This window comes from Paenibacillus terreus (genome assembly GCF_042138595.1).
In the GTDB taxonomy this organism is placed as follows: Bacteria; Bacillota; Bacilli; order Paenibacillales; family Paenibacillaceae; genus Paenibacillus; species Paenibacillus terreus.
The window spans coordinates 12,241-25,724 of record NZ_JBHIRX010000026.1 but is presented as its reverse complement, the minus strand read 5'-3'; the positions used below and the strand labels follow the sequence as shown (position 1 = coordinate 25,724).

At 49.9% G+C, this 13,484-nt stretch carries 7 protein-coding genes; all 7 read left to right on the top strand.

Going from position 1 to position 13,484, the window contains the following annotated elements; genetic code table 11:
• The first annotated feature begins 17 nt into the window (after positions 1 to 17).
• The 7 genes from ACE5KN_RS28780 to ACE5KN_RS28750 all read left to right on the top strand — a co-directional run bounded on the left by ACE5KN_RS28780 (position 18) and on the right by ACE5KN_RS28750 (position 13,478).
• Positions 18 to 2,423: an alpha-L-rhamnosidase-related protein gene (locus ACE5KN_RS28780; protein ID WP_375527819.1), complete on the top strand. Its 2,406-nt coding sequence runs from the start codon at positions 18 to 20 to the stop codon at positions 2,421 to 2,423.
• A gap of 66 nt (positions 2,424 to 2,489) precedes the next feature.
• Positions 2,490 to 3,776, top strand: a complete 1,287-nt coding sequence (locus ACE5KN_RS28775) for a family 43 glycosylhydrolase (RefSeq protein ID WP_375527820.1) — start codon at positions 2,490 to 2,492, stop codon at positions 3,774 to 3,776.
• A gap of 193 nt (positions 3,777 to 3,969) precedes the next feature.
• Positions 3,970 to 6,030: a PKD domain-containing protein gene (locus ACE5KN_RS28770; RefSeq protein ID WP_375527821.1), complete on the top strand. Its 2,061-nt coding sequence runs from the start codon at positions 3,970 to 3,972 to the stop codon at positions 6,028 to 6,030.
• Positions 6,031 to 6,199: 169 nt separating this feature from the next.
• Entirely contained in the window at positions 6,200 to 7,501 is a 1,302-nt protein-coding gene (locus ACE5KN_RS28765; protein ID WP_375527822.1) for a glycoside hydrolase family 1 protein, read from the top strand.
• A gap of 31 nt (positions 7,502 to 7,532) precedes the next feature.
• Positions 7,533 to 9,344 (top strand): beta-glucuronidase, encoded by a 1,812-nt coding sequence (gene uidA / locus ACE5KN_RS28760; protein WP_375527823.1) that lies wholly within the window; start codon positions 7,533 to 7,535, stop codon positions 9,342 to 9,344.
• A gap of 26 nt (positions 9,345 to 9,370) precedes the next feature.
• Entirely contained in the window at positions 9,371 to 11,839 is a 2,469-nt protein-coding gene (locus ACE5KN_RS28755) for a glycoside hydrolase family 2 TIM barrel-domain containing protein (protein ID WP_375527824.1), read from the top strand.
• 106 nt (positions 11,840 to 11,945) lie between these two features.
• Positions 11,946 to 13,478 carry an ABC transporter substrate-binding protein gene (locus ACE5KN_RS28750; RefSeq protein ID WP_375527825.1) on the top strand — a complete coding sequence of 511 codons (1,533 nt, stop codon included), beginning with the start codon at positions 11,946 to 11,948 and terminating at the stop codon, positions 13,476 to 13,478.
• The last annotated feature ends 6 nt before the right edge of the window (positions 13,479 to 13,484 follow it).

Below are 13,484 nucleotides of genomic sequence, written 5' to 3'. Positions count from 1 at the left end.
GGGATAAAGGAGGCGCCATGACACAAATAAAGCAATGTAAGCTCAAGGGAGCTTACTGGATTAAACCACCTCGGGAAGCCTATGAGCAGAAAGGTCTTGCACCAGATTTAAAAGAAAGTCGATTTGTCTATTACCGCTATGCCGTTCATCTCGATGAGCCTGATCAACTTGAAATATCGATCAGTGCAAATAGCCGTTATAGATTATGGATTAATGGGGAGCCGATTGTTTCCGGACCGTGCAAGGGTGATCGATGGAGACACTATTACGAGACTTTGAACGTGGGTTCCAGTTTGCGATCCGGGCTTAACATTTTTGCAGTACAGGTGTGGTCGCTTAACACTTACCTGGTCAACGATCCATTACGAGCAGATCAACCCTTGTATTCCATCTCATCCTTGCCGGTCGGCCCAAGACTTGCTTTAAACGGAATCTGCAGAAACGCTCATGGAGAGTCACTGGCAGACCTCACAACCGGTGTAGCCGATTGGCGTGTCTATGTCGACGACGCGATCACTTTCCATTCGGACGAGAAGTATACCATTTTCTTGGGAGCGATTGCCGAACGAGTTAACGCGGGTCGGCTTCCACACGGTTGGAAGTACGAGGAGAAGCCGGAAGGGGGATGGTTCAAGGCGGAAAAGAGCGAACCTTGCCTGGGGATTGAAGATCCTTATCCTTTTTATATTGTACCAACGCATCCTCTTGTTGAGCGTCCGATTCCGTTGTTGTACGAAAGGAAGCGGGACTTTATTCGGGAAATGCCAATTCGTAAGGACGATGTCAAGCCGTTTAGCTTCATTAATTCGGTTGTAGCAAACGAATGGGTGGAGATTCCTTCTCACAGCCATGTTGTCGTCGAGTTGGATGCAGGAGAATTGGTCACCGGGTACCCAGCCTATTGCATTGAACAAGGAGAAGGGGCTTGTGTTACCTTCCGGTATGCGGAGCGCTATTTTAAACCTGGCAATGAGAAAAGTAGTACGGTGCGGGACGACGCGCGAAATGGCGTCATCATAGGTTTTGAAGATGTTTATTACCCATCCGGCAGAACTGAGTTATATGAACCCTTTTGGCTAAGGACGTTTCGTTTTGTCAGGATCGAAGTACAGACGGAGGAGCGTCCGTTGCGTTTCTTGCGTCCATGGTACAGGGAGAGTGCGTATCCGCTTCAACCGCGGTCTTCTGTCGTTTCGCCGGTCTCCTGGGTTGAATCATTGTATAATATCAGTTTGCGAACTTTGCAGTTCTGCATGCATGAGACCTACGAAGATTGTCCCTATTACGAACAGATGCAGTTCATTATGGATACGCGGCTCCAAGCCTTGTTTACGTATAGTGCAGGAGGCGATATTGGCCTGATCCGTAAGGCGTTGGAGGACTTCCACTGTTCTTTGCTTCCGGAGGGAATTACGCAGAATCGTTTCCCCAGTACCATGGTGCAGATCATCCCCTCGTTCTCTTTGCATTATATTTTTATGCTTCATGATTACTACTGGCAAACGGGCGATATAAATCTCATCAAACGGTATCGGCCGACTATAGATGCTATCCTTGACTGGTTTGACCGCAAGGTAGGCGAATCAGGCTTGGTAGAGCGTATAGGTTATTGGGAATATATCGATTGGGTAACGGAATGGGAGGGGGGAGAGCCTTCCGCGTGTAAAGTAGGGCCATCTACCATCCATAATCTAGTTTACGCAAGTGCATTGCAAGTTGCAGCTAAATTATACTTTGCGACCGGACGCAGCCAAATCGGAGATGAATACGAGGTGCGCGCTCAGAGTATTCTATGCTCGATTGAGCGTCTTTGCTGGTCTGAGGAACGGGGAATGTACCGTGAAGGTCCGGCAGTTGAGCAATACAGCCAGCATGCCCAACTGTGGGCGGTGCTTACCGGACTTTGCGAGGGCGAAAGAGCGAAGAGTATTTTGAACCGTGCGTTAGATAAGCCGCAAGTGTTGAAATGTTCTTTTTCCATGGCGTTTTATCTGTTCCGTGCATTGGAAAAAGGCGGTCTTTATGAACGAACGGCTGAGCTGATGAAGCAATGGAGGGATTTATTGCCGCTTCAGTTGACCACTCTTCCGGAGACGCCTGTGGAGGCGCGAAGCGATTGCCACGCTTGGAGCGCGCTGCCGATCTATGAATTTACCCATTGCATACTCGGGGTGAAAAGTGTCAAGCCGGGATGGAGCGAAATTCTAATCGAACCTCAAACTTTGGATATCCCGGAAATGAAAGGCGAGATATACACTCCAGCAGGGGTTATATCTGTTGGTTGGTGTAAATCGGATACGTCCTTCTTCATTTCAGGCAAGGTGCCTGATGGAGTTCCGTTCCGTGTTCGATGGAGCGGCGGGATCGACAGTTATTACAAGAACGGCGGCTCGTTTCACGAGTCTGTGAAATGGAACGAATAGAATTCTTGAAGCTTTGGCGAGGGCGGAAGAGCTTTATATTCACATAAATTAAAAGGAGGTTTTTCCTTGAATCCAATATTACCTGTACAGTATTTTGTTCCAGATGCAGAGGCTCGACAATGGAAAGATGGGAGAATGTATATCTACGGGTCCTATGACCTCAGTGGCGATACCTTCTGGTGCAGCAACGAATACCGTGTATTTTCTTCGGCAGATTTGGTGAACTGGCAGGAGCACGGCGTCAGTTTCACATCGGAAGACGTGCCGTGGCACACGGGGATTATCCCGCTCCCACTGTACGCGCCAGATTGCATCTATAAAGACGGACGCTACTATTTGTATTTCTGCTCTGCGGATAATAGTGAAGGAGTTGCCGTCAGCGATACACCATACGGGCCCTTCCGAGATGCGGTGCCCGTAGAAGGGCCGCATGAAGATGCGATCGACCCGGCCGTTTTTGTCGATGATGATGGGCAAGCATATATCTATTGGGGACAATTCAATTGCCGCGGCGCAAGGCTGAAGCCTGATATGAAATCGATCGATCCTGCTACCTTAAATACAAACCTGATCAACGAAGAGGAGCATGGCTTTCACGAAGGAGCCTCCCTACGCAAGCGGAACGGGATCTATTATTTAGTCTATACCGATATTAGCCGGGGGAGAGCAACATGCATCGGATATGCGACCAGTATGACCCCGCTCGGTCCGTTCAAGAAAAGAGGCATTATTATCGATAACGATGGATGCGATTCAGAAACATGGAATAACCACGGGTCGCTTGCGGAATTCAACGGAAACTGGTACGTCTTCTATCATCGATCCTCTCAAGCCAGCCGCTACAACCGCCGCGTATGTGTAGAGCCGATCTTCTTCAATGATAACGGCAGCATCAATGAGGTCGAGATGACCACTCAAGGTGTGTCGGCGCCGCTCGACGCGGGAAGTCGAGTGGAAGCCTGGCGGGCGTGCCTGCTGTCGGGGACGGTTTGCACGGAGCCTGTTGACAAAGGGCCTGGAGCGGGAGAAGAACGTTATCGTGAGCATCTGGCTTTCATTGAGAACGAAAATTGGGCGGCATACAAATATATCGATTTCGGTCTCGGTAAAACCTCATTCGAAGCATTGGTGTCCAGCGCCGCCTATGGTGGTGAAATTGTAATTGTGCTCGATTCTCCAGAGGGTACTCGAATCGGTTCTTGCAAGATCGGCTGTACTGGAGGCTGGCATGTCTGGGAGAATGTATCGTGCATGATCAAACCTACTTCCGGCGTTCATGCGGTTTTTCTGATTTTTAAAGGCAGGCCGAACGGAAGGTTGTTTAATCTGGAGAGCTTTTGGTTCAGGGACTAACGGCGTACTAAGGGGACGGAGTAAATTCACAAAGGGAAGTTAAAAATCCAAATAGAGTCCCATACACGTTTTCGTCTCCTCTTTATATACTTAGTTCAAGAGATCTCATACAATGACTTGTGCAAGTCAAAACTGAAAGCGCAATCATTTACACAATAACGACTCAAGTATATAAGTTGATGGGGGGAAAGCAATGACGTTTTTCAAAAGATTAGGTTTCCGCACAGCAGCTCGTAGGTCGGGATCGAATTGGAAGTTTGTGATAGTTTTAATGTTAATCCTCGGCGAATGGCTGTTAGTTGACAGGAGTATTTCGGCCAAGGCAGCGCTTCCGGAGTGCGCATCGCAGGAAGCCGATGGCCCCCTTTGGGTCACTGCGGACTGTGTCGATCCACTGTACAACCGCCCGGTTATCGACAGCCAGATCGATCTGAGCACCCCCGTGCCTCATCGCAAGGTGTCGGGCCACTTCGAGGGTACCGACAAGCGATTTACCTTCTATTTCCCGCCAAAGAATCAGTGGGAGGGGCGCTTCTTTCAAGCGGTGTACCCCTTACAAGACGAGATTGCCAGCGATGAAGCCGTTAGCTTCGGCGCGGACAGCGGGGCATATACGGTTCAGACGAACAGCAGCGTTGGTTACCGGGTCGATGCGGCCGCGGCCAAGTTTTCCAAGACGGTCGCAGCGAATTATTACGGTTCGTCCAGACGAATATATGGCTATATTTACGGGGGAAGCGGCGGGTCTTATCAGACTATCGGTGCCATCGAGAATAGCTCCGGGGTGTGGGACGGTGCCGTACCGTTTATCCCAGGCGTACCGACCTCCATTCCCAATGACTTTTTTGTCCGGGCTTTCGCGCGTTTCGTGTTGGAGGACAAAGCGCCGCAGATTGCCGATGCGGTAAGCCCGGGCGGCAGCGGCAATCCCTATGCTGGACTCAGCGGGATGGAGCGGGAGGTTCTGCGCGAGGTGACAAAGATGGGTGTACCATTGCAGGCCTGGGAGGACTATGCGTATTTGCTCGGTCTGAACGCTTCCGATGGTCTCCTTGGCTTCGCAAGCGTGGTTCGGACTGTTGATCCCACGTATGTCGATGACTTCTGGAGCAAGCCGGGATACCTTGGGACGGATCGTTCGCCGCTTGGGAATCTGCTCCAAACAGCTAAGATAGATCACTTGACCAGCATCTCCCAGATCAGCAGGAACGATCAAAATGTGCCAACAAGCTTTATTCTCGACAGCGTACCAACGGTTCCGACAAAAATGGGTCTTGATTACACGCTCTACGCAGCCGACGGTACGACAAGAGTCGGGATACTAGCGGGTTCTCTGGATCCGGCCACAAAAATTTTCACCATCGGAGAGGGGAACTCAGACAGTGTACTAAGCGCCATCAATTCCGGTTCCAAGCTTAGGATCGACAATCGATGGTCTCTCGCACTACTCTCGTACCACAGGCACCAGGTACCTAAGCGATCAGGCTACTACGCCTGGAGTCAATATAAGGCGCTTGACGGGACAACGCTTTATCCTCAGCGCCCCATTGAGATAGGCCCCACCATGTCCCGCAACGTGAGCGATGGGGGTACGCATAACGGCAAGATTCAAGGCAAGGTTATCATGGTCGCAAATCTGCTCGATACCGATGCCTTTCCGTGGCATGCCGATTGGTACAGCGCAAGAGTGAGGGAGTCTCTTGGCAAGCGCTATGACGACAACTTCCGGCTCTGGTATAACGACAACACGGATCATATAGGTGCTCGCACCGCCCGCCTTGCGCAGTACAACGGTATTCTCCAACAGGCGCTGCGAGACGTGAGCGCTTGGGCCGAGAAGGGCGTACCGCCTGCGCGATCGACTCGTTACAATGTAGTCGATAGTCAGATCAAGGTACCGGAAATCGCTGCGGCACGCCGAGGGATTCAGCCTGTTGTCAATCTGACCGTAGACGGATCCGACCGGATTGACATCGCTGCTGGCCAGACCGTTACTTTTACTGCGAAGATTCAGGTACCGCCAGGGGCTGGCAAGATTGTGGGCGTCGATTGGGATTTCCTTGGCACGGGCGACTTCGTGGCATCGTCCTACGGAAGTCCCAGTCAGACAGTAAAGATGTCGGCAACATTCACTTACAAAACGCCTGGTACCTATTTCCCGGCGCTGCGAGCGACCTCCGACCGTGAAGGTGATAAGGCCACGCCTTTTGCGAAAGTTCAGAACCTGGGGCGTGTTCGTGTTGTAGTCCACTAAGCGCAAAATACAGCGGCAGCTCGGCATCAACCCGGGCAGGCCGCTTTTTTCATGGGGAAATAGTCGGGAAAGCGTTAGTTAAGAAGTCGGGAAAGCGTTAGTTTGGGTGGAAAGCTTTTTATAGAATGAGAGTAAGGGCGACAATGATTACAGAGGAGGATTTTAAACAATGTCTTATCATTTTCCCGAAGGTTTTCTGTGGGGAGCATCTACCGCTGCCCATCAAGTGGAAGGCAATAACGTCAACTCCGATTTTTGGGTGATGGAGAATCTGGATGGCTCCACGTTTAAAGAACCTTCCGGAGACGCTGTGGACCATTACCGGCTCTTTCGGGAAGATATTGCCCTAATGGAAAAACTAGGAATGAATGCTTATCGGTTTTCAATCGAATGGGCGAGAATTGAACCGGAAGAAGGCGTCTTTAACGAAACGGAGATCGAGCATTACCGGGATGTTCTGAAGGCCTGCCAGGAAAACAAGATTACGCCAATCGTGACACTGCACCATTTTACTTCTCCGGCTTGGCTGATTCGGTCGGGGGGATGGGAGTCGGCCGAAACCCCTTTCCGATTCGCGCGTTATTGCTCCTATGTCATGCGTAAGTTAGGCGACATGATTCCGTATGTATGTACGATCAACGAGGCGAACATTTCCATTGGGATAGCTAAAATTATAAAGCGGCATCAGATCAATGCCTCTGCTGTACAAGTCGGCATTAATACGGACAAGGGAACCCGCATGCAAGCTTATTATGCCGCGCTGAGCGATGCTTTCAACGTTCATCCACAGGAAGTGCACTCCTTCTTGGGGCCGCGGACGGAAAAGGGGCTCGAGATTATTTTTCAGGCGCATGTTGAGGCCAGAAATGCAATTCGTTGCGTTAGTCCAAGCACTCGCATCGGAATCACGATGTCCCTTTATGATATCCAGAGCATATCCGGCGGGGAAAAACAGGCAGAGCATGCGTTAAACGAAGAATTTTTGCGATTCCAAGCTTATTTGAAGGAAGACGATTTCTTCGGTTTGCAAAATTATACTCGTGCGGTCTATGGACCTGACGGCATGTTGCCGATCCCGGACGATGCCGAGAAGACCCAAATGGGCAACGAATACTATCCGCAAGCGTTGGAGGCGGTTATTCGTTATGTGGCCAAGCAACTGGATATGCCGGTTCTTGTGACGGAGAACGGTGTGGCTACGGACCAGGATGAGCGGCGAATCGCTTTCATTCAACGTGCTTTAACTGGAGTACACGCCTGCATTGCTGACGGGATTCCGGTCATAGGGTATATGCATTGGTCGCTGCTTGATAATTTCGAATGGCAGTTGGGGTTCTCCAAGACCTTCGGTCTGATTGCCGTGGACCGCACGACCCAGCAGCGTTATCCAAAACCCAGTGCCTATTATTATGGAAAGATTGCCGCAACGAATAGGTTGGCGGATGAAGACAGTCAAAGCATTGTCGAGTAGTACAACAAACCATGAAGGAGCTGACACTCTTATGTTATACCCGATCGTGACGGAAACGCGCAGCATGATCGATTTATGCGGCATTTGGAATTTTAAACTGGACTCAGGCATTGGTTTTCAGGAAGAATGGTACACGGCTAACCTTCCCGATCCGATCAGCATGTCCGTCCCGTCTTCGTTCAATGATGTCGGCGTCACAGCCGACATTCGCAACCATGTCGGCTGGGTCTGGTACGAACGGGACTTTACGATGCCAATCCTGTTATTTTCGGAACGAATCGTGCTCCGATTCGGTTCTGTTACTCATAAGGCCAAGGTTTATGTAAACGGGCAACCTGTCGTCGAACATGTGGGCGGATTCACTCCGTTCGAAGCCGAGATCAACTCGTTGGTTCGAGCTGGCAAAAACCGTCTTACGGTAGCGGTAAACAACATCGTAGATGAAACTACGCTGCCAATGGGAAGTTACAGCGAGACGGAAGTGCCGGGAAGAGGCAAAGTTGCCAAGAACAGTCCTTATTTTGATTTCTTTAACTATGCAGGAATTCACAGGCCGGTTAAGATTTACACAACCCCTAGAACGGCCTACGTTAAGGATATAAGTATTGTGACGAAATTGAATGGTTCGGCGGGGATCGTCAGTTATGAAGCGGTGATCGAAGGCCAGGCTCAGGTCAAGGTCAAGGTCGCGTGTGTGGATCAGTCGGGCGCAATTCGCGGAGAGTGTGAAGGGACGTCCGGTACCATCCATATCCACAACGCGAAATTATGGGAACCGCTGAATGCTTTCCTTTATCATCTTAAGCTTCAAATCATGCAGGACGAACAAGTCATCGATATATATGAGCAGCCATTCGGCATCAGGACGGTAGAAGTGAAGGACGGCAAATTCCTGATCAATAACAAACCGTTTTATTTCAAAGGTTTTGGCAAACATGAGGACACTCCAATGAACGGACGGGGATTGAACGAAGCTGCTAACGTAATGGATTTCCGGCTGATGAACTGGATTGGGGCTAATTCCTTCCGGACAGCGCATTATCCATATTCGGAGGAGATCATGCGTTTAGCGGATAAGGAGGGAATTGTGGTCATCGACGAAACCCCCGCCGTAGGTTTGCATCTGAGTTTTAATATTACTCCTCAGCGAGGTCCCAAACGGAATACTTGGGAGGTCTTGAAAACACAAGCGGACCATATGCACGCGGTGCGGGAACTTATCGCCCGTGACAAAAATCATCCCAGCGTGGTGATGTGGTGCGTTGCCAACGAACCTGCCTCCGAGGAAAAGGGGGCGGCGGAATATTTCCGGCCGATTGTGGAATTGACCAAGGAAATAGATCCGCAAAAAAGGCCGGTTACGATCGTAAATATGATGATGGCCACTCCGGATAAGGATAAAGTGGCGGAACTTGTCGACGTGTTGTGTCTGAACCGTTATTACGGCTGGTATGTATTCGCAGGTGACTTGGAAACGGCCAAAGCCATGTTAAAACAGGAACTGAGCGCCTGGATCCAGCGTTGTCCGGGGAAGCCGATCATGATGACCGAATACGGCGCGGATACAATCGCGGGACTCCATGACGTAGATCCCGTGCTCTTCACGGAAGAATATCAGGTCGAGTTCTTACGGGCGAATCATGAAGTATTTGATGAAATTGTTCCGTTTGTAGGTGAACACGTTTGGAACTTTGCGGATTTTCAAACCAGCCAAGGCATTGTACGGGTGCAAGGGAATAAGAAGGGTGTCTTTACGCGAGATCGCAAGCCGAAAGCAGCAGCTCATGAACTGCGTAGACGTTGGCATATTATACCAAATTTTGGTTATAAAGGAGACCGTTAATCCGAAGTAGAAAGGGAGTGCTTTGCATGATTCGAGAAAGCCTTGACCGCTCCTGGGAATTCGTAAACGGGAAGCCGTCTTCGATACCGGGCTTTGGAGCAACTTGTACAAAAAAAGTAAATCTGCCGCATGATTTTATGATAGGGACCGATACCTTTTCGGAGGCGCCGGGTGGTTCTTTAACGGGGTATTATGGGGGAGGAGTTGGCACCTATACGAAATGGATTGACATACCAGAGACACTTGTGGGGAAACGCGTATTGGTAGAGTTCGACGGATCGTACATGAATACCACCGTCGTACTGAACGGACATACCGTTGCCAAACAGCACTCGGGGTACTCGCCTTTTCATGCCGACCTGACTCCTTATATCAAGCCGGGGACGTTGAATCGTCTTGCGGTCACGGTTAACAATGGAGCGCAACCGAACGGGCGATGGTATACCGGGGGCGGTCTTTACCGACATGTAGATTTGCTTGTTTCTCCGCAGGTTCACATCGCGCCGTGGGGAATCTATGCCCGAACTTCACATATTGTAGGCGGAACCGCGTTTGTTATCGTGGAAACGAAGGTGGAAAACCATACATCCGAAAGCACGAACGTATGGGTGGAGATTAAGATCGAGAAGGAATCGGGTGGTAAGGAAGCAGGATTAGGCAGGGTCAAAGTTCATATTCCTGCAAGAGAAAGCGGGGTTGGACGGGTAATGATCGCTGTTGAAAACGCCAATCTATGGGATATTGACGCCCCAAACCTCTATCAGATCACTGCCCAATTGACGGATAAGGAGTCCGTGATCGATCAAGACAGCATCCTATTCGGTATCAGGACAATTTCCGTTGACGTCAAAAATGGATTTATGCTGAACGGGCGTACGATTAAGCTTAAGGGTGGTTGTGTGCATCACGATAATGGCATTCTTGGCGCAGCTTCGTTCTACGACAGTGAATATCGCCGAATGAAAATCCATAAGGACAACGGGTACAATGCAATCCGGAGCGCGCACAATCCGCCCTCAAGGGATATGTTGGAGGCATGCGATCGATTAGGACTGCTCGTCATTAATGAAGCCTTCGACGTGTGGGTCATGGAGAAGAACATTCATGATTATAGCCAATATTTTGAAACGGATTGGAAGAAGGATATGAAAACGTTTATCCTGCGCGATCGGAACCATCCTTGCGTCATCATGTGGTCGACCGGTAACGAAGTTCCGGAACGGGGCGGTCTTTCCGACGGCTATGTATGGGCTTCCAAGCTGGCGGATTATGCACGCGAGCTGGATCCGACGCGCCCGATTATTAGTTCCTTATGCTCCTTCTTTAATGGGTTGGAGGATGAGGATCAGGCGAAATTTTTTGAAGGTCTGCGACAAATGAAGGTAAAGCCGGTAGGTATGCAAAATTTGGATTCGGAATTCGGCCGCAGCGTTTGGCCCGACTACACTGAAGCCTTCTGCGCACCTCTGGATGTCGTGGGTTATAACTACTTAAATTATCATTTTGAAGACGCCTTGACCAAATTTCCGAATCGGGTCATTTGCAGTACCGAAAGCAAACCGAGAGAAATGGATATTTATTGGCATGATGTTGAACGCTTTTCCCACGTGATCGGCGACTTTAATTGGACGAGCCACGACTACCTCGGCGAAGCGGGTATCGGCAAGCAAATGTATGTCAACCCGGAAGCGGTGGCAGAAGCGGCCATGAAAGTCCATGTATCCCCTTATCCTTGGCGCACTGCCTGTGACGCTGATTTCGATCTCTGCGGCTTCGAACGCCCGCAGCTTGCCTATCGCAGAATCGTGTGGGGTTCCGACGAAACCTTCATTGCTTCGCACAATCCGGCCAATTACGGCAAAACGGAAATTCTGGGCCGATGGGGATGGCCGGATTGCGAGAACGCATGGAGCTGGACCAGGCATGAAGGAAAACCTGTTCAGGTTGATGTTTATTCGGCAGCTGAGGAGGTAGAGTTGATTCTTAACGGGAAGAGCCTGGGGAGAAAGCCGGCCGGTAGAGAACATCGATACACGGCCCGCTTCGAGCTAACGTTTGAGCCGGGGATCTTGGAGGCCATAAGTTATCGAGGAGGTAGGAAAATCTCGTCCGACTTGCTGAAATCCGCAGGAAAGCCTTCAGGCATTCGCATCACTCCCGATAAGAATGTCCTTCCTGCAGACGGTCAAGCGTTGGTTCATGCGATCGTGGAAATAGTCGACGGGGAAGGCCGTCTCGTTCCGACAGCCGAATTGAAGGCATCGGCTAACGTGGAAGGCTCGGCGGTGCTTGCGGCATTCGGCACCGGCAGGCCACAGACCACCGAAAATTATACTAGCGGTGAATTCACTTCTTATAAAGGGCGCCTGCTTGCGATTATCCGCGCGGGTTACGAACCGGGGGCGTCTGTATTTAAGGTCAGCATAGAAGGACTCAGTACGTCTTTCGTCAAGATTCCTGTGATCAATCGGTTGGATGAATCTTTTAAGAAGTAGTCGTGAAAACGCTATTAAAAATGTCGTCAAAGAGTTAGTGGGCATCTCAAGCAGGAGCTATACTGAAATCGTATGCTAACCAGGATCAGAGGGGAGAAGACAAATCATGAGTCGAAAGTTCAAAATGCTTGCAATTCCGATTATTGTCATGATCATCATATCGCTGATGGCCGCTTGTTCGACACAGGACAACAACGGCAGCGGTAACACCACAGTTGGTTCAAATGGTACACAGGGCGAGGGCTACGAAGGAGCGTTGGAGCCATACAAATTGACGTTGGCAATTCCAGTATATGGGGCAGTCCCTAAAGATATGGAGGAAGTTCAAGCGGAGATCAACAAAATTACGCAAGCGGAAATCAATACAACGATAACGATTTTGCCGATTAGTGTTGGTGCTTGGTCTCAGCAGCTAAACCTTATGATCTCCGGCGGAGAAAAGCTGGACCTCTTCTTCACCTTCGGGCAGAGTTACGGAACCGATGTAGCACAAGGGAGACTCGCCGCTCTCGACGAGGTGTTGGAGAAATACGGGCAGGGAGTCGTTGAGGCTGTCGGAGAGAGGAATCTTGAAGCGGCTAGAATTAATGGAAGTCTCTACGGCGTGCCCGTCACTGGCGTTTATGGCAAAAGGCCGGAGATTGCGCTAAGGAAAGATATGGTCGAGAAGTATAATATCGATGTTGCTTCAATCAACTCTTTAGATGACTTGGAAAGCGTATTCGAGAACATCAAGAAGAATGAACCCAATATTTATCCTCTGGCAAGCGGATTAGCCTCGCCACTGCAGTACTACCGCACGTATGATCGGCTCGGTGATAGCTTGGGCGTACTGATGGGGTACGATAATGGGTTGAAGGTTGAAAACTATTATGAGTCCGCAGAGTATGAAGAATTGTTGAATTTAATGAATGAATGGTATAAAAAGGGATTCATCAACAAAGATGCGGCTACGACGCAGAGTACGCCGGACGCATTGATCAAATCCGGAAAAGCCTTTTCCGCCATGATCGTCGGCGAGCCGGGATCGGATGCAGTGGCTACCCGATTGATGGGTCATGACATGGTCGTCGCCCCTCTTATGGAAGAGACACATAAGACGACCAGCGATGTTCTTACCGGGCTTTACGTAATAGCACAGCAGTCGGAAAATCCAGAACGTGCGATGATGATGCTTAATCTCATGTATACGAATAGAGAGCTTGCGAATTTGTTGGTATGGGGAATCGAGGGAAAACATTACGTTAAAGTGTCGGAAACCCAAGTCACATATCCTGAAGGGGTAGACGCATCGAACGTAGGGTATCAAATGCAGGCCTGGATCATGGGTAATCCGCTCATCACTTATGTTTCGAGTACACAGTCGCCAGACCATTGGGAACAAGTGAAGAAATGGAATGAAGAAGCCATCGAATCGAAAGCATTAGGTTTCTTCTTTGACGCAACACCGGTCAAAAACGAACTTACGGCCATTAATAACGTGATTGAGCGTTATCAAGCTATCCTGGAATCCGGAACGGTCAGTCCAACTGATAAGCTTGATGAGTTCAGAAAAGCATTGAAAGCTGCTGGTGTCGACAAATACATGGCGGAAAAACAACGGCAACTGGACGAATGGGCAGCTGCGAATAATAAGTGATTGTAA